The organism is Streptomyces olivaceus, assembly GCF_000721235.1.
GTDB classification, from domain to species: Bacteria; Actinomycetota; Actinomycetes; order Streptomycetales; family Streptomycetaceae; genus Streptomyces; species Streptomyces olivaceus.
This window is the reverse complement of the sequence record NZ_JOFH01000050.1, coordinates 1-16,234: the sequence shown is the minus strand read 5'-3', so window position 1 is coordinate 16,234 and position 16,234 is coordinate 1. Positions and strand designations below refer to the sequence as shown.

The 16,234-nt window shown below is 73.3% G+C and carries 14 protein-coding genes; 7 read left to right on the top strand and 7 right to left on the bottom strand.

Going from position 1 to position 16,234, the window contains the following annotated elements; genetic code table 11:
* Nucleotides 1-7 precede the first annotated feature (7 nt).
* From dapD to IG94_RS0134815, 4 genes are all read left to right on the top strand, one after another.
* Complete coding sequence (gene dapD, locus IG94_RS0134830) at nucleotides 8-1,009, top strand: 2,3,4,5-tetrahydropyridine-2,6-dicarboxylate N-succinyltransferase (RefSeq protein WP_031046931.1); 1,002 nt, start codon at nucleotides 8-10, stop codon at nucleotides 1,007-1,009.
* Nucleotides 1,010-1,191: 182 nt separating this feature from the next.
* Nucleotides 1,192-1,611: a phage holin family protein gene (locus IG94_RS0134825; protein WP_031046928.1), complete on the top strand. Its 420-nt coding sequence runs from the start codon at nucleotides 1,192-1,194 to the stop codon at nucleotides 1,609-1,611.
* Entirely contained in the window at nucleotides 1,608-2,081 is a 474-nt protein-coding gene (locus IG94_RS0134820; protein WP_031046925.1) for a DUF3618 domain-containing protein, read from the top strand. Before IG94_RS0134825 ends, IG94_RS0134820 begins: the two co-directional genes overlap by 4 nt.
* Nucleotides 2,082-2,259: 178 nt before the next feature.
* Nucleotides 2,260-2,964 carry an antibiotic biosynthesis monooxygenase gene (locus IG94_RS0134815; RefSeq protein ID WP_031046922.1) on the top strand — a complete coding sequence of 235 codons (705 nt, stop codon included), beginning with the start codon at nucleotides 2,260-2,262 and terminating at the stop codon, nucleotides 2,962-2,964.
* Between the two features lie 52 nt (nucleotides 2,965-3,016).
* Here the strand turns inward: IG94_RS0134815 and IG94_RS0134810 are convergent, their stop codons facing one another.
* Nucleotides 3,017-4,858, bottom strand: coding sequence for an endonuclease/exonuclease/phosphatase family protein (locus tag IG94_RS0134810; protein WP_031046919.1), 1,842 nt, complete (start codon nucleotides 4,856-4,858; stop codon nucleotides 3,017-3,019).
* Nucleotides 4,859-5,120: 262 nt separating this feature from the next.
* On the opposite strand from IG94_RS0134810, the gene IG94_RS0134805 reads away from it, so the two are divergent.
* Entirely contained in the window at nucleotides 5,121-6,548 is a 1,428-nt protein-coding gene (locus IG94_RS0134805) for a hypothetical protein (protein ID WP_031046916.1), read from the top strand.
* A 192-nt stretch (nucleotides 6,549-6,740) separates the two neighbouring features.
* Nucleotides 6,741-8,207: an alkaline phosphatase PhoX gene (locus IG94_RS0134800; RefSeq protein ID WP_031046913.1), complete on the top strand. Its 1,467-nt coding sequence runs from the start codon at nucleotides 6,741-6,743 to the stop codon at nucleotides 8,205-8,207.
* Here the strand turns inward: IG94_RS0134800 and IG94_RS0134795 are convergent.
* The 5 genes from IG94_RS0134795 to IG94_RS0134775 all read right to left on the bottom strand — a co-directional run bounded on the left by IG94_RS0134795 (nucleotide 8,204) and on the right by IG94_RS0134775 (nucleotide 14,022).
* A complete protein-coding gene (locus IG94_RS0134795; protein WP_031046910.1) occupies nucleotides 8,204-9,781 on the bottom strand; it encodes a HAMP domain-containing sensor histidine kinase in 1,578 nt (525 codons plus the stop codon). The two genes, IG94_RS0134800 and IG94_RS0134795, sit on opposite strands and share 4 nt — an antisense overlap.
* Entirely contained in the window at nucleotides 9,778-10,536 is a 759-nt protein-coding gene (locus IG94_RS0134790; RefSeq protein ID WP_031046907.1) for a response regulator transcription factor, read from the bottom strand. The genes IG94_RS0134795 and IG94_RS0134790 overlap by 4 nt, the downstream gene beginning before the upstream one ends.
* A 146-nt stretch (nucleotides 10,537-10,682) precedes the next feature.
* Nucleotides 10,683-12,470 carry a CotH kinase family protein gene (locus tag IG94_RS0134785; RefSeq protein WP_031046905.1) on the bottom strand — a complete coding sequence of 596 codons (1,788 nt, stop codon included), beginning with the start codon at nucleotides 12,468-12,470 and terminating at the stop codon, nucleotides 10,683-10,685.
* Complete coding sequence (locus IG94_RS0134780) at nucleotides 12,470-13,153, bottom strand: DUF4956 domain-containing protein (RefSeq protein ID WP_031046903.1); 684 nt, start codon at nucleotides 13,151-13,153, stop codon at nucleotides 12,470-12,472. Before IG94_RS0134780 ends, IG94_RS0134785 begins: the two co-directional genes overlap by 1 nt.
* Nucleotides 13,150-14,022, bottom strand: a complete 873-nt coding sequence (locus IG94_RS0134775) for a polyphosphate polymerase domain-containing protein (RefSeq protein WP_078892541.1) — start codon at nucleotides 14,020-14,022, stop codon at nucleotides 13,150-13,152. Before IG94_RS0134775 ends, IG94_RS0134780 begins: the two co-directional genes overlap by 4 nt.
* A gap of 187 nt (nucleotides 14,023-14,209) precedes the next feature.
* Between IG94_RS0134775 and IG94_RS0134770 the strand changes: the two genes are divergently transcribed.
* Nucleotides 14,210-14,818 carry a TetR/AcrR family transcriptional regulator gene (locus tag IG94_RS0134770; RefSeq protein WP_031046898.1) on the top strand — a complete coding sequence of 203 codons (609 nt, stop codon included), beginning with the start codon at nucleotides 14,210-14,212 and terminating at the stop codon, nucleotides 14,816-14,818.
* A 103-nt stretch (nucleotides 14,819-14,921) separates the two neighbouring features.
* Here IG94_RS0134770 and IG94_RS0134765 read toward each other — a convergent pair whose 3' ends face one another.
* The gene (locus IG94_RS0134765) at nucleotides 14,922-16,154 is read right to left on the bottom strand and encodes a TerD family protein (protein ID WP_031046895.1); all 1,233 of its coding nucleotides are present in this window, start codon (nucleotides 16,152-16,154) and stop codon (nucleotides 14,922-14,924) included.
* Between the last annotated feature and the right edge of the window lie 80 nt (nucleotides 16,155-16,234).

Below are 16,234 nucleotides of genomic sequence, written 5' to 3'. Positions count from 1 at the left end.
TGCCCTCATGACCGACACGACTGCTCCCCGCACCATCGGCGCCGTGGCCGCCGGCCTCGCCACGATCGCCGCCGACGGCACCGTCCTCGACACCTGGTTCCCGGCCCCCGAACTGTCCACCGCGACTGCCGAGGGGCCCGGCCCGTCCGGCACCGAGCGCCTCACCGCCGAACAGGCCGCCGAACTCCTCGGCGGCGGCGCGACCGCGGCGGTCGGTCCGGACGCCCGGCGCGGCGTCGAGGTGGTCGCGGTCCGCACGGTCATCTCCTCGCTGGACGAGAAGCCGGTCGACACGCACGACGTCTACCTGCGCCTGCACCTGCTCTCGCACCGACTGGTCCAGCCGCACGGCCTGAGCCTGGACGGCATCTTCGCCCACCTCGCCAACGTCGCCTGGACCTCGCTCGGCCCGGTCGCCGTCGACGACATCGAGAAGGTCCGCCTGAACGCCCGTGCCGAGGGCCTGCACCTCCAGGTGACGTCGGTCGACAAGTTCCCCCGCATGACGGACTACGTCGCCCCCAAGGGCGTCCGCATCGCCGACGCCGACCGTGTCCGGCTCGGCGCCCACCTCTCCGCGGGCACCACGGTCATGCACGAGGGCTTCGTCAACTTCAACGCCGGCACGCTGGGCACCTCGATGGTCGAGGGCCGCATCTCCGCGGGCGTCGTCGTCGGCGACGGCTCCGACATCGGCGGCGGCGCCTCCACCATGGGCACCCTCTCCGGCGGCGGCAACGTCCGCATCACCATCGGTGAGCGCTGCCTGGTCGGCGCCGAGGCGGGCGTCGGCATCGCGCTGGGCGACGAGTGCGTGGTCGAGGCCGGCCTCTACGTCACCGCGGGCACCCGCGTCACGATGCCCGACGGCCAGGTCGTCAAGGCCCGCGAACTCTCCGGCGCCGACAACATCCTCTTCCGCCGCAACTCGGTCACGGGCACGGTCGAGGCCCGCCCGAACAACGCGGTCTGGTCCGGCCTGAACGACATCCTGCACAGCCACAACTGAGCCGGCGCCCGCCGACCGCCCTCCCTGCCCGCCGCGGGGAGGGCGGTCGGCGTCTCAGGGAGGCGGCCCGTGTCACGGCGGAGCAGGTGCTGGAGCACACCCCGCTGCTCGGCTACGGCTACGCCTGGAACCGAGGGGGCTGGGTACCCGGGGTGCTCCGAACCGGGAGGAGGCGGAACACCGTGACCGGAACCATGCACACCAGGCCGGTGCACGACGAGAACCACTCCGTGGGCGAACTCGTCGGGCAGGCCACCGAGCAGCTCTCCAGGCTCGTGCGCCAGGAAGTGGCCCTCGCCAAGATGGAACTGGCGGAGAAGGGCAAGCGCGCCGGGCGCGGCGGCGGGATGCTCGGCGCCGCGGGCGCCATCGCCTACGTCGGCCTCTTCGCGCTGGCCGGGACGGCCGCCGCCGCGCTCTCGCTGGTACTGCCCGTCTGGGCCGCGGCACTCATCGTGACGGCGGCGCTCTTCCTGATCGCCGCCGTACTGGCCGTGACCGGCCGCGCCCAGCTCCGCCGGGCCGTACCGCCCAAGCCCGAGGAGACCCTCGGCAGTGTCAGGGCCGACGTGGACCAGATCAGGGAAAGGGCGCATCGATGACCGACGCGACGAGCCGGAACGGCGCGGGCAGCCGCTCCACCGCGCAGCCCGTCGAAGGGGCCAAGGGGCCCGACGAGCTGCGCCGGCAGATCGAGCAGACCCGCGGGCAGCTCGGCGACACCGTGGAGGAACTGGCGGGGAAGGCGGACGTGAAGGGCCGTGCCAAGGTCCGCGCCGCCGACCTGAAGGACAAGGCCGGCGCCATGACCGTGCAGCTGCGCAGCTCCGCCGCACACGCCGGGCACGCCGTGCAGAGCAGGGCGGGCAGGGGCGGGCAGCCGGTGGAGGACCGGACGGCCGGTACGGCCGGGAGCCGCGGGGCCACCGAGTGGCACCCGCCCCGGGAGCGGAGGCGCGGCGCGGTCCGGGCGGGGCTCGGGCGGTCGCGCACCGTCCTGGTCGCCGGCGTGACGGTCGGCGCGGTGGTCGCGGCGGGGCTCGTGCGGCGCCGCCGGCACGGGCGCCGCTGAGGACGGACGGGTTCCGGCGGGGGCGCGAGTACGGTGCGGCGCGGCAGTGGGCTCCGGGCGAGCCCGCTGCCGCGCCGCGTTCGCCGTGCCGGTGCCCGGGCGGGCTTGACCTCAAGCTTGGTCGAGGTCGGAAGGTGGTGTGCGCACCCGACGATCACCGACCCCAGCGGAGGCCGGCATGACCCGCCGTACCCACGACCACCCCGATCTCACCCGCCCCGACGTCCTGGCGCCCTTCTTCAGCACCTGGCGCGTCGGCACCCCCGAGCGGCAGCGGCTGACCGTCGACGCGATCGCGCGCACCTGGGAGCGCCGGCCCTGGCCCGCCGAGGGGCTGCGCGGCTACCACGTCTACACCGGGCACGACGGCAGCACCCTGCTGCACCACTCCCAGTGGGTGAGCGAGCAGGCGTACGAGGCGTTCGTCAAGACGCACCGGCAGGAGCGCGTCGACGAGATCGACACCGCCGTGCCGGGCATCGAGCGGCTCGGCCTCGGCAGGTACCGGCGCTACCGCAGCGGGGCCCGCGAGGCCGGCGCGGCCGTCACGCCGGGCTGCGTGGTGATCGTCGACGTCGAGTTCGAGGGCCCCGGCCCCGACCGGCAGCGCGCCTGGGTGGACGCCGTCTTCGAGGCCCTGGAGAGCGAGCCGGCGCCGCACCCCGGCGGTATCGGTGCCCACTTCCACCTCGGCACCGACGGCACCCGCGTCCTCAACTACGCCGAGTGGGAGAGCGCACAGGCCCACCTCGACGCCCTCGCCGCACCCGGTGACGGGGTCGGCTCGGCGACGGCCCAGTGGGAGCGGGTGCGGAACTGGCCGGGGCTGAAGAGCAGCACCGTCAGCCGCTACGACCACGCGCTGGGCCTCGTCCCCGACTGACCGCCGGGCCCGCCGGGCACACGGACACTCCGACCCGCCCGGCGGCCCGCCGCTACGGCCGGAACCGCAGCACCTGCGGGTCGTGGTCGCTGATCTGGTCGTGGAACTCGGCGTTGACGTGCACGCTGTCGTAGGACAGGTGCCCGCTGCGGCGGACCGACGGGCTGACCAGGATCTGGTCCAGGACCTGGCTGTTGCCCTGGTAGACGTACGAGTAGCGCTCGCTCCTCGGCAGCGACTTGACCGCCGACCACAGCGCCCCGCCGTCCTCCAGAATGCGGGCCGTCCGCGAGAACTCGAAGTCGTTGATGTCGCCGAGGGCGACGACGTCCGCGTCCCCTTGGGCGGAGAGGATCTCCTTGGCGAAGGTGTTCACCACCTCCGCCTGGGCGTGGCGCTGGGTCTCCGAGCTGCGCGACGGCGGCTGGTACCGCCCCGCCAGACCCTGGTCGCCGCCCTTGGAGTTGAAGTGGTTGGCGATCACGAAGACCGTCCGGCCGCGGAAGACGAACTCGCCCGCCAGCGGCTTACGGCTGTCCTCCCAGGCCGGGTTCGCCGGGTCGACCCGGCCGGGGGAGAGGGTCAGCGCCGCCCCGCCGCGGACCCTGCGCACCCCGGTCGCCGTGGTCGCGTCGCCGCCCGCGCGGTCGGTGAAGGAGACCCGCTCGGGGTTGAACAGGAACGCCTGGCGGATGTTGCCCCCGGGCTCGCCGCCGTCCGCCTTGTCCACCGGGTCGATGCCCCGCCAGTCGTAGCGCGGGCCGCCGGCCGCGACGATCGCGTCGATCAGCCTGCCGACCGTCGCGTCGGCCGCCACGGTGCCGTCGTCCGTGGCGCCGTTGTTGTCCTGGATCTCCTCCAGCGACACGATGTCGGGCGACTTCAGGTGGTGCACGATCGCGTCGGCGTGCGCCGCGAACGTGCCGTCGGACGGGTCGAGGTTCTCGACGTTGTACGTCGCCACCGCCAGCTCGCGGGCGCTCTGCGGGCGCGTCGACTCGCGCCGCGTGCCGCCGCTCTCCAGGGCACCGATCTCGTTCGCGACCAGCGTGTAGCCGCCGTACTGGCTGTAGTCCAGCGGACCGGCGGTGGTGCCGGACAGGGTGTCGCCCACGTCGGCGGCGGGGAAGCCGGCCGGCGTGCCCAGGGACTGGATCTGCAGGCGGCCGGTGTTCTGGTCGTCGTAGGAACCGTAGACCGTGCCGCCGCGGCGGTTGGCGTTCTCCCAGGGCTTCACCGTGACCCACAGCTCGGTGTACGGGTCCGAGGCGCCGACCACGCGGGCGTCGGAGACCCGGACGTTCATGCCCTCCAGGGACTCGTAGTGGTCGAGGGCGTACGCACCCGGCCTCAGCCGCAGGCCGTCGACCGACCCGTTCGCCGTCCCGTCGCCCTCGGGGGCGTACGCGCGCGGCACCGAGCGGGCGGAGACGGTCGTCGCGGCCGGGACGGGGTTGCCGCCGGAGACGACGGCGACCGTCGGCCGGGTGATCTCGGTGATCGACTGGTTGCCCGAGGAGGTGCCGCCGGGGACGTACTCCGAGACCGTGCCCGACACGGTGACCGCGTCACCGACGGCGACCTCCGGGACCGCGTCGGTGAAGACGAAGACGCCTTCGCTGGTGGCCGGGTCGGCGTCCGGCCGCGGGTCCTGGATCCAGAAGCCCTTCGAACCGCCGTGGCCGCGGACGCCGATGACGATTCCGGCCACGTCCGTGACCTGCCTGCCCGCGTACGGCGACAGACGGGTGCTGCCCTGGATGTCGTGGATCCGCACCGGGCCGGCCGGGTCGGGGCCGGCGTGCGCGGGCGCGGTGAGGACGAGGGTGGACGCCGCCGAGCAGACGGCGGCGACGGTGAGCGCGGCGAGGCGCGTGGCGGACCTGCTGGCCAACGGGATCCCTCCGGGGGGCGTGACGTGATGCCGGGACGAGGGCGGGGCCCTCGCGCTTCTGCTCGCTGTTTCTCCACTCGCTTTCTACGCGCGTCAATCTCCTGCCCGGCCGAGCCCGTTGTCAAGGTTTCGGCCATGTACGCCACTCGACAGGGAGATGAACCGGGCGGCATGGGCGGAAACATGTCTAGGCTGAGTCGTTGAGCGGTACGGCGTCCGGATGGCCGTACGGCGGTCGAGGCGCGCGAGGAGAAACACACCGATGTCAGACAGCTCCACCCTGCCGCCCGCGCGGCTGCGCCCCGAAGCGGAGCTGGCCCGCGACGCGCTGACGGCGCCGGTGCTCGCCAGGGCCGCGGGGCTGGCCCGCTGGGCGGGTCCCGACACCCGTGTCGACGCCGGGGGCGGACTCGTCGAGGAGCAGCTGCCCGCCGCGGCCGAGCACCTCGGGCTGAGCGGGGACGACGCCGCCGCGTACGCGAGCGAGGCCTGGCGGATCGCCGTGGACACCGGGCTCGTCGACATCACCGACGAGGAGGCGGGCACCGTCGCCGCGGGTGCGGACCTCGCCCTGCTCACCGGCGGTTCCCCGCAGGACGTGCTCGGCATCTGGCTCACCGCCCTGGAGGCGGTGCTCGCCGACGCGAGCGTGCCCGACCTCGACGACCTGGTCGACGCGATGGCCGAGGGCGGCGAGGCCGACCTCTCCTCCCTCGACTGGGACCCCGAGGCCGAGGCCGAGTTCCTCGACGGTGTGCTCGGCAACCTGTACCTGCTCACCGTCGGCGAGGAGAGCCCCGGCGACGCCCCGGTGCCGCTGCCCGCCCTGGCCGCCTCCGTCATCGTGCCCGGCGACATGGGCGAGCCCAGCAACGAGGTGCTCGAACAGGTCTCGGACGCCATGATGCGCCTGGACGACCAGTTCCGGCTGCTCGAACCGGTCGGGCTCGTCGCGTACCAGCCGGTCGACGAGGCGCTGATGGCCGACGCCGACGAGGAGCCCGCGGCGCCCGTCGACGAGGCCGACGTCGCCCGCTACGGCATGGTGCGGCTCACCCCGCTGGGACTGTACGGACTGCGCGCCCGGCTCCTGGACGCCGGGTTCGAGGCCCCCGCCGTCGGCGACCTCGCCGACAAGGGCGCCGACGCGCTCCTCGACGGCACCGCCCCCTTCCCGCCGGGCGCGGCCCACGCCGAGACCGAGCTGTGGCTGGCCGGGCGCGGCCCGCTCGGCGCCGCCCGCGAACTGCTGGCGGCGGCCCGCGGTTCCGACCCCGGCGCGCCGCTGCGCCGGCTCCGCTGCCAGCAGGCGCTCTCCCTCGTCGGCGCCGAGGCCGAGCCCGCGCTGCGGGAGGTCCTCGACGACGCCGAGCTGGGCGGTCTGGCCCGGGTGTGGCTCACGGAGCACGGCGCCCGGGACGTGCCGCCGCCACCGCAGGAGATGGTCTTCTGGCTGACCATCGACACCGTCGCCGCGCAGCTCGCCGCCGAGGGCAACTCCGAGGAGCTGCAGGCCCTGGTGGAGGGCCTGGCCCAGCAGCACGGCGGCTTCTTCGACACCGCCTGGCGCGTCGGCCACCCGGCGACCCCGGACGTCCTGGAGGCGATGGGGCGGCTGCACCCCGACAAGAAGATCGCCAAGGAGGCCCGCAAGGCGGCCTTCAAGGCCCGCTCCCAGCACGGCGGCTGACGGGGCGGGGCGGCGCGGGCGGGCGGGGGCGGGGCGAGGGGCCGGTAACGGGCATCGGCGCGGGTAGAGGTCGCCGCCCGTTCAGGTCCCGTTCAGGCATGGGCGTGTCTCCCGTTCAGACGCGGGCGGAACCGTGACGCCGGACCGAGGTACGCCACCCTCCACGGCTCGCCCACCGTCACAGGAGACACCATGTCGCTCACCCGCAGGGACTTCGCCGGCCGAACGGCGCTCACCGGCGCCGGAGTCGCACTGGCGGGCAGTGTCGGCGCCCTCGCCACCGCCCCGAACGCCCTCGCGTCCACGGACACCGAGGGCGTGGGGGAGGAACACGGCCACGGTCATGGCCACGACCACGGCGGCATCGGCTACGGACCGCTGATCCCCGACCCGGACGGCATCCTCGCCCTGCCCGCCCGCTTCAGCTACGAGGTCATCACCTACTCCGGGCGGACCAGGCTGGAGTCCGGCGAGTACACCCCGTCCAACCACGACGGAACCGTTACCTTCGACGGGCCCCGCGGCACCACCCTCCTCGTCAACAACCACGAGCTGGGCGGCCCCCGCGACGACTGGCCGCACCCGGTGCCGCTCACCGAGGGACTCGTCTACGACCCCGCCGCCGCCGGCGGCTGCACCGTCGTCGAGGTCCGCCGCGGCGGACACGTCGCCGAGTGGGTCGGCATCGCCGGCACCGCCACCAACTGCGCGGGCGGCAGCACCCCGTGGGGCACCTGGCTGACCTGCGAGGAGACCGAGGACAAGGCCGGCTCCAACGGCATGACCAAGGACCACGGCTACGTCTTCGAGGTCGACCCCGAGGACCGCCGCGCCAACCGGGACCCCCAGCCCGTCAAGGCGCTCGGCCGCTACGCCCACGAGGCCGTCGTCGTCGACCCCAAACGCGGCCACCTCTACCTCACCGAGGACGCCTCCGGACCCAACGGCCTGCTCTACCGCTGGAGTCCGCCGGAGCGCTTCCGGCACGGCCGCGGCCGGCTGCGCGCCCTCGCCGAGGACGCCGGCGTCCTCCAGGCGTTCAAGTGCTTCGACTCCGGCGGGAGGTTCGTCGACGACCTCTCCCGCGCGACGAAGACCGGCACGGTCTACGGCGTCGACTGGGTGGACGTCCCCGACCGCGACGCGAAGACCACCTCCGTGCGCAAGCAGTTCGCCGACGGCGAGGTCACCCGCGCCCGCAAGCTGGAGGGCATGTGGTGGGCGGACGGCGGCACCTACATCGTCTCCTCCTACGCCCGTGACGAGAGCCCCGGCCGCCCGCACGACGGCCAGGTCTGGTTCTACGACCCGGGGCGCCGCACCCTGACCCTGAAGGTCCTGCTCGGCGTCAACGCCGCCCCCGACGAGGACGGCGCCTTCGACGGCCCCGACAACATCACCGTCTCCCCGTACGGCGGCCTGGTCATCGCCGAGGACGGCGAGGGCGTCCAGCACCTCTTCGGCGCCACCGACAGCGGGCGCACCTACCCCATCGCCCGCAACGAGCTGAACATCGGGACCGAGGACGACCCCGAGTACAGCGAGTTCACCGGCGTCACCTTCTCGCCCGACGGCCGGACCCTGTACGCCAACATCCAGACGCCCGGCATCATGCTGGCGATCACCGGGCCCTGGAAGCGCCAGCGCCGGGAACGCTAACCGACGGCCGGCAGCAGGAGGCGGAAGACGCAGCCGCCGCCGGGGCGTCCGTCCAGCTCCAGGCGTCCGTCGTGCGCCTCGGCGATGGCGGAGGCGATGGCGAGCCCGAGACCCGAGCCGGCCGCGCGGTCCGGGTCGCGCGGCCCGGCCCGGTAGAAGCGGCTGAAGACGTGCCGCGCGTCGTCCGGGGCGATGCCCGGCCCGTCGTCGGCGACCTCGACCACGCACACGGTGGCCCCGTACGGCATCGGCCGCCCCGCGCCGACCCGGCCGGGCCGGTCCGTGCCGCCGGTCTCCCCGCCGGCCCGGGCGGCGCCCACCTGGACGACGACCCGGCTGCCGGCCGGGGTGTGCGCACACGCGTTGGACAGGAGGTTGCCCAGGATCTGGGCGAGCTGGTGGCCGTCGCCGAGCGCCTCGACGACGTCGAGGTCCTGCCCCCCGTCGTCTTCTTCGTGATCGTGATCGGGACCGGGACCGTGATCGGGACCGGTGCCGGAGTCCGCACCGGTCCCGGGGCCGCCGAGCGGCTGGAGCCCGATGTGCCGGTCCGGGTGGCGTACGGCGGTGCCGGCGATGGCGTCCGCGCACAGGGAGAGCAGGTCGACGCGCTCGCGGCGGCGCACGGGCGCGTGACCGAGCTTGGCGAGCAGGAAGAGGTCGTCGACCAGGCGGCTCATGCGGTCGGCGTTGTGCACGATCCGGCTGTGCGCCTCCCGGCGCCGCCCGCCGGTCATCCCGGGCTGGTCGACGAGCAGTTCGGCGAAACCCTGGATCGCCGTGAGCGGAGTCCGCAGTTCGTGACCCGCGTCCGCCATGAACCGCCGCATGCGCCGCTCCGAGTCCTCGGCCCGGCGCAGGGCGCTGCGGAGCCGGTCGAGCATCGTGTTGAGCGCCAGACCCAGGCGCCCCACCTCCGTGTCGGCGTCGGCCACCGGCACGTTCAGCTCCAGGTCGCCCGCGGTGATGTGCTCGGCGGTGCGCTCCACCCGGGTGAGCGGACGCAGGCCGAGGCGGACGGCGGCGTTGCCCAGCAGCACCACGCCGCCCGCGGCCAGCGTGCCGAGTCCGACACCGAACCAGAGCAGCTTGGCCGTCGCGCCGTCCACGGTGTCGAGCGGCAGCGCCACCACCGACCGCACCTGTCCGGGCCCCGAACTCGCGAGCACCCGCCAGTCGGCGCCGTCGCCGCCGTCGGCCGGCACCGTGGCGGGCCGGCCGTCGGACAGCTCCAGGTCGGCCGCCCGGTCGGGCAGGGCCGGTCCGGCGGGGCTGGTGCGCCCGAGCGCGTCCTTGAGCAGGTCGCCCCGCGGGCTGTAGAAGAAGACGCGGTAGTCGGAGGGCAGGACGTCGGGGGCCCGGTGGCTGAGGCTGCCGTCGGCCAGGTCCTCGTACATCCCGGGAGGCGGCCGGAACCCGGCGAGCCGTTCGTCGACCTGGTCGGTCAGCCAGGACCGCAGGACCACCAGGCCGGCGAGCTGGCAGAGGGCGACCGCACCGGTGGCCAGGAGCCCGGCGATCAGCACGAGGCGGCTGCGCAGCGAGCGCGGACGCAGCCGGCCCGGACGGCTCACGGTGCCCCCGCCCCCGCCCCCGCCTCCTCGGGCGGGAGCCGCAGGCAGTAGCCCACCCCGCGCACGGTGTGGATCAGCGCGGGCGGCACCTGGTCGATCTTGCGGCGCAGGCTCTTCACGTACGTGTCGACGATGCGGGTGTCGCCGGAGAAGTCGTACTGCCAGACCTGGCGCAGGATCTCCCGCTTGTCCAGGACCCGTTCCGGGTGGGACAGCAGGCAGGACAGGAGACGGAACTCGGTCGGCGACAGCTTCACCGCACGCTCCGCGCGGCGGACGCGGTGGGCGTCCTCGTCCAGGGTCAGGTCCGCGTACCGCAGCGGGGCGCGCGTCCCGGCGGACGGCACGGCAGGCGTGCCGCGGCGCAGGATGGCCCTGATGCGCAGCAGGACCTCCTGGACGTGGAACGGCTTGGTGACGTAGTCGTCGCCGCCCGAGCTGAGGCCGATGATGCGGTCCTCGATGTCGGTCCGCGCGGTGAGGAAGAGCACCGGCGTGTAGCAGCCCCTCGCCCGGAGTTCACGGGTGAGCAGGAACCCGTCCGTGTCGGGCAGCATCACGTCCAGGACGATCAGGTCCGGCCGTCCGCCGTCCGCCTCGGCCATCGCCTCCCGCCCGCAGGCCGCGGTGACGACGCTGTGGCCGGCGGCGGTGAGCGCGGCGGTGAGCAGCGCGCGGATGCTCGGGTCGTCCTCCACGACGAGGATGGTGTGCCCGCCGGCGGACGTCCGCGGGAGGGGGCGGTGCTCGGTCATGGTGCGACACCTCGGGCGTATCGGGCGGGGAGAGGCGGTGGTGCGGGGGTGGTGCGGGGTGGTGGTGCGGGCCGTGGCCCCGGCCCGCGGGCGGGCGGGGGCCACGGTGCGGCGCGATGTTAGCCGGGCAGCCTGTGCGGGACCCGTCAGCCGGTCACCTGCTCGTTCGCGGCGAGGGCCTTGCCGCGTTCGGTGACGGTCTTGCGCAGGGTGGCCACGGCCGCGTCCAACTGTTCGGAGTCGGCGCCCGCGGCGCGGGCCTGGTCGGCGAGGTCCGTCAGCGTCCGGTTGGCGGCGCCGGATCCGAAGAACGCCTCGTACAGCTTCCGGTACGCCTTCTCGTAGACGTCGTCGAAGGCGTCCGACTCCAGGAACCTCGTCTTGAGGACGTGCCCGGACATGAGGCCGCCGCGTCCCGCCGCCTGGCCCTGGCCCTGACCTTGGCCCTGTTCCTGCCCTTGTCCTCCTCCCGGCCCCGGCCCCTGCTCCGGCCTCTGTTCTTGTTCCGGCCACTGCCCCGGCGGCTGGGCCTGTCCTGCCCGCTGGTCCTGTCCGGGTGCCTGGTCCTGCCCCGGTGCGCCGTCCGCGCCGGGGCGGACGGCTCCGCCGCCCATGCCGACGGAGTCGTCCGGGCCCGTGGTCGCGTCCCCGCTGAAGGTGAGGTTGTAGTCCCAGCCGAGCACCGAGAACTTCTTGGTGCCCAGGTCGTACCGGAGCAGGTAGTTCTTGCCCGGGCCGGCCATGTCGTCGAAGTTCAGCAGCAGGTTCTGCGAGGCGGCGTAGGAGGCGAGGGAGTCGACGTCCACGTAGGTGCCGAGGTCGCGGGCGAACTCCTCGTCCGACGCCTCGTTGACCCACTTGATGAGCTTCATGACCGGTTCGAGGTCCTGGCTGCCCTTCTTGTTGAGCTGCTTGAAGGACTCCTCGTAGTCGGTCGGGTCGTCGCCGACGTAGTCGAAGCTGCTGCCGGCCCGGGCCTTGTACAGCACCGCGTCGCCGTCGCCGATGTCCTCGCCGTAGTCGGTGTCGGGGTTCTCCACCATCAGCCGGGTGGCGGCCGGGCGGTTGTTCACCGTGAGGGAGGTGAAGCCGTACCGCTCGGCCTTCTGGCCGCTTCCGTCGGTGAGCGAGAGGGACAGCGCCTCGTTGAGCGGCACCTCGGCGTTGCTGCCCGGACGCAGCGAGATCTCCCGCTCGCCCTGGTAGGCGCGGCCCTCGACGTACTCGTCGATCTTTATGAGCCAGGGCAGTTCCTCGGGCTTCTTCTCGGACAGGTCGTACATCGCCATGCCCCCGCCGCCCGCACGGCCGCCCGCACCGCCGCCCGCACCGCCTCCGCCGCCCGCGGCACCGCCGTCGTCCTGCCTGTCGTCCTGCCCGTCGCCGTCGCCGTCGCCGTCGCCGTCGCCGTCGCCGTTGCCGTTGCCGTTGGCGCCGCCTGCCGCGGCGCCGCCCGCGTTGCCCCGGCGGGCGCCCTGCGGGGCGCCGTCCGGCATGTCCTGGCCGCCACCAGGCATGCCGCGGTTGCCGCCCCGCAGGGACATCAGAGTGGAGTTGCCCTTGAGGCGGATGCCGACGTCGTTCAGGTAGACGCCGTCGATGGTGAGGTCCGCCTCGATGTACTCCTTCGTGCCGTCGTCCTTGAACTCCTTGATCATCTTGTCGAAGTCGGTCTGGTCGTACGTGAGTTGCACCGAGTGCGGGACCGACGTGTCGTAGAGGCCCACCGACCCCCCGACGTCCTCGGTGACGGCGTCCGCCTCGACGCGCGAGGCGGAGGTGACGTACGGGGAGATCCGCGCGTCGCCGAGGAAGTACACCATCGAGGCGAGGCCCACCCCGAGGGCGGCGGCCGGTTTCCAGTGGTGGCGCAGCCGTACCGGCAGCCGGTCCCGCAACCTTCGTGCGCGTCGCGCCGTCGGGTCGGGCGCCATCACAGGTCGGTGGTGTCGTAGCCGGTCAGTACGGTGACCCGCTGTCCCGACGTACGCTCCTGGAGGGCGTTGACGAGGTCGCCGGGCTCGGCGCCCTTCTTCAGGCGGACGGTGTAGAACACCTCGCTGAGCGCGCCGCCGCGGATCGTCTCCGTGCTGACCAGCTCGAACTCGCTGGTGTACTTGATCAGTACGTCGCGGATCTGCGGGGTGTAGTCGTCACCGGCCGGCACCTGCACCTTGACGACCTGGCGCTGCACGTTGAGGGCGAACCAGTCGAACTTGAACATGATGAGGACGACCGCGCAGATCACCACGGCGCCGACCGCCGCCAGCGTGTAGAAGCGGGCGCCGCAGGCCATGCCGATGGCCATCGCCAGGAAGATGAAGCCGACGTCCCTGGTCTCCTTGACCGCGTTGCGGAAGCGGACCACGGACAGGGCGCCGACCAGGGAGAACGCCCTCGCCAGGTTGGAGCCGACGACCAGCATGATCAGCGCGACGATCATGCCGACGATCACCAGGGTCTGCACGTAGGACTGGCTGTAGGAGACGTTGCGGTGCGTGTACCGGTACACGAAGCCGATCAGTGTGGACAGGACGAACGACAGCGCCATCGCCGCCACGACGTCGGCCACGCTGAACGTGCCGCTGAGTTCCTGCAGATCGAGATCGAAGTTCACTTGGCTCCTGCTTTCAACGGCGCGTGGGGCGCCGGCCGCTTCCGCAGCGGCTGTTCCTCTGATGGGGTGGGCGGCGGGAAGTCCGCCTCGTTGACATGGAAGACGGACCGGGGCGCGAGTCCGAACGCCTCGATGGACTGCACGTACTTGGAGACCCGGACCAGGTTCAGGTTGCGGCGCGCCGCCAGGTCCGTGATCCAGTGCGGGGTGCGCTCGTTGACCTTGATCTCCATGATCGACATGTGCGGCGGGACGGTGAACCGGTTCTCGGGCGTGGGAGTCCCGAAGTGGAAGTCCCGGTCCCGGCCCCGCACCCGCCGGTCGAAGGTGACGCGCAGGCCGGTGTCGGAGCCCCGTCCGACCAGTGCCTCGCGCTGGTAGCCGGTGATCGCGGTGGCCCGCAGGTCCAGCCGTACGACGAGGTCGAGCACCTCCTGGACGAAGGCGCCCTCCCGCTCCGAGTGGTCGACGGCTTCCCTGCCGTCGCACAACTGCCGGGCCGTGCCGTAGGGGAGGGTGATCCGGCGCTTCTGGGTGACGCGGTTGACGCGCTGCTTGATCTCCACGCAGACCGGGGAGTCGTCGGTGACGCCGTCGAGGCCGCCGTAGTGCCGGATGCGCAGTTTGCGCCGGAACTTCAGGCCCTCGATCTTCTCCCAGTAGAACCGCAGGCGGGGAGTGTCGTAGTAGAGGCTCCACACGCCGTACCCGCCGACCGGGCTGTGCGCGTCCCGGTCCATGCGCTCGGCCAGCTCGTCCCCGATGGCCGCGGCCTGCTCCACCGGGACCAGGTACTTCAGCTCGAACCGGTTGAACGCGTGCAGGCGGCTCGCCACATGCAACGGTTCCTCACCCTGCGAGGGGACCACCCTGCGCCTCCTTCGTCGTACGTCGCCGACCGACCGGCCAGGAGTACGCAACCAACGGCAGATGAGGGCGCCATGAGAATCCCGGGTGGATTGGAGGAGTCTTCCGGGCGTCCTGGAGATGAACGGAAGGGGCTTCCCGGGGCGCCTCGGTAGGCTGGGCCGTACGTGCCGAGGGGCAGGGGGAGTGATGGCGCAGGTCAAGCCCATGCGAGCGGATGCCCGGCGCAATCGCGAGCGGTTGCTGCGGGCGGCGGCCGGGGTGTTCGCCGAGCACGGTGCGGGCGCGTCGCTGGACGACATCGCCCGGCGGGCGGAGGTCGGGACCGGCACGCTGTACCGGCACTTCCCGACGCGGCAGGCGCTGCTGGAGGCCGTCTACCTCGAAAGCGTCGAGGCGATCGCGGCCCGCGCCGACACGATCGCGGCCGCCCGCCCGCCGGGGGCGGCGCTCGTCGTGTGGCTGGGCGAACTCGCCGTCGGCATGCTTCAGGTGCGCGGGCTGAAGGCGCTCCTCGGCACGGCCGTCACCGGGGCGGAAGCGGTGGCGGGCCGCGCGGACGGTGCGGATCGTGCGGATCGCGCGGACCGGGCGTGCGGCGACTGTGTGCGCGGCGCGGCGGAGCGGTTGGTGCGCGCGGCGCAGGAGGCGGGGGCGGTGCGGGGCGACGTCGCGCCGATCGACGTGCTCCGGCTGGTGCACGGGGTCGTGACGGCGTGCGAGTCGGCCGGGGAGACGGACGGGACGGCCGTCCGGCGGTACCTGTCGCTGCTCATGGAGGGACTGACGCGGGCCTAGCGGGCCGGCGGGGATCGGGGGACTCGGGACTGGGGGGCTCTGTGCGTGGAGGCGCCCCGCCCTCCAGGCCCGGGCGGGGCGCCTTCGGTGTCCGGCCGGTCGGCTACAGCGCCTGGGCCGACGGCTTCACCATGCCGCGCACCGTGCGGGACTTGACGAAGTTGCCCATGGCCGTCATGTCCCACTCGCCGGAGTACTGGCGGATCAGCTTGGCCATCATCACGCCGGTCTGCGCCTCGGCGCTGGTGAGGTCGAAGCGGACCAGCTCCTCGCCGGTCGCGGCGTCGATGAGGCGGCAGTACGCCTTGGCGACCTCCGTGAACTTCTGGCCGGAGAAGGAGTTGACCGTGAAGACCAGGCCGCTGACCTCCTGCGGGAGTCGGCCGAGGTCGACGACGATCACCTCGTCGTCACCGCCGCCCTCGCCGGTCAGGTTGTCGCCGGAGTGCTTGACCGCGCCGTTCAGGATCGAGAGCTTGCCGAAGTAGCAGCTGTCGATGTGGTTGCGCTGCGGGCCGTAGGCGATGACCGACGCGTCCAGGTCGATGTCCTTGCCGCGGTACGCCGGCTCCCAGCCGAGGCCCATCTTGACCTGGGAGAGCACCGGCCGGCCGCCCTTGACGAGGGACACGGTCTGGTTCTTCTGGAGGCTGACCCGGCCCTTGTCGAGGTTGATCTTGCCGGTGCCCGGGGCGGGGGCGGGCGGTGCCGCCGGCGGCGCGGGCGGGGCGGCGGGCGTCGTCCGGGCGACGGAACGCGGCGCGGGCGGCGCGGCCGGTGCGGGCGGCGCGGCCGGCGGCGGGGTGGCCGCCTGCGCCGGGGCCGGGGTCGCGGCCGGTGCGGGCTCCTCCACCGTGACGCCGAAGTCCGTCGCGATGCCGGCCAGGCCGTTGGCGTAGCCCTGGCCGACCGCGCGGGCCTTCCAGGCGCCGTTGCGCAGGTAGACCTCGACGATCACCAGGGCGGTCTCGGCGCCGAGCTGCGGGGGCGTGAAGGTGGCGAGGACGGAGTTGTCGTCCGCGTTGCGGATGGTGGCCGTCGGCTCCACGCCCTGGAAGGACTGGCCGGCGGCGTCCGGGCTGGCGGTGACGACGATCTTCTCGATGCCCGCGGGTACGGCGGCGGTGTCGACCGTGATCGCGTCCGGAGCGGTGCCGCCGCCCGAGCGGTAGGTCACGCCCTGGCCGGTGGGCTGGTTGTAGAAGATGAAGTCGTCGTCGGAGCGCACCTTGCCGTCGGCGGTGAGCAGCAGGCCCGATACGTCGAGCCGCACGGGAGCGGCGACGTCCACCGTCACGCGGGCGGCGGAGAGGGGGATGTTCGAGCCGGGGGTCATAGCTGTCATGCCGGGTGAACGAGCGGGGGCGTTTTACCGTTCCCTTACCCGGCGGCCAATCGGGTGGGGGGGGAAAAGCG

Coding starts and splice junctions, on each gene's coding strand:
- dapD (WP_031046931.1), top strand. CDS start 8: ATGACCGACACGACTGCTCCCCGCACCATCGGCGCCGTGGCCGCCGGC.
- IG94_RS0134820 (WP_031046925.1), top strand. CDS start 1,608: ATGACCGACGCGACGAGCCGGAACGGCGCGGGCAGCCGCTCCACCGCG.
- IG94_RS0134815 (WP_031046922.1), top strand. CDS start 2,260: ATGACCCGCCGTACCCACGACCACCCCGATCTCACCCGCCCCGACGTC.
- IG94_RS0134805 (WP_031046916.1), top strand. CDS start 5,121: ATGTCAGACAGCTCCACCCTGCCGCCCGCGCGGCTGCGCCCCGAAGCG.
- IG94_RS0134800 (WP_031046913.1), top strand. CDS start 6,741: ATGTCGCTCACCCGCAGGGACTTCGCCGGCCGAACGGCGCTCACCGGC.
- IG94_RS0134790 (WP_031046907.1), bottom strand. CDS start 10,536: ATGACCGAGCACCGCCCCCTCCCGCGGACGTCCGCCGGCGGGCACACC.
- IG94_RS0134785 (WP_031046905.1), bottom strand. CDS start 12,470: ATGGCGCCCGACCCGACGGCGCGACGCGCACGAAGGTTGCGGGACCGG.
- IG94_RS0134770 (WP_031046898.1), top strand. CDS start 14,210: ATGGCGCAGGTCAAGCCCATGCGAGCGGATGCCCGGCGCAATCGCGAG.
- IG94_RS0134765 (WP_031046895.1), bottom strand. CDS start 16,154: ATGACCCCCGGCTCGAACATCCCCCTCTCCGCCGCCCGCGTGACGGTG.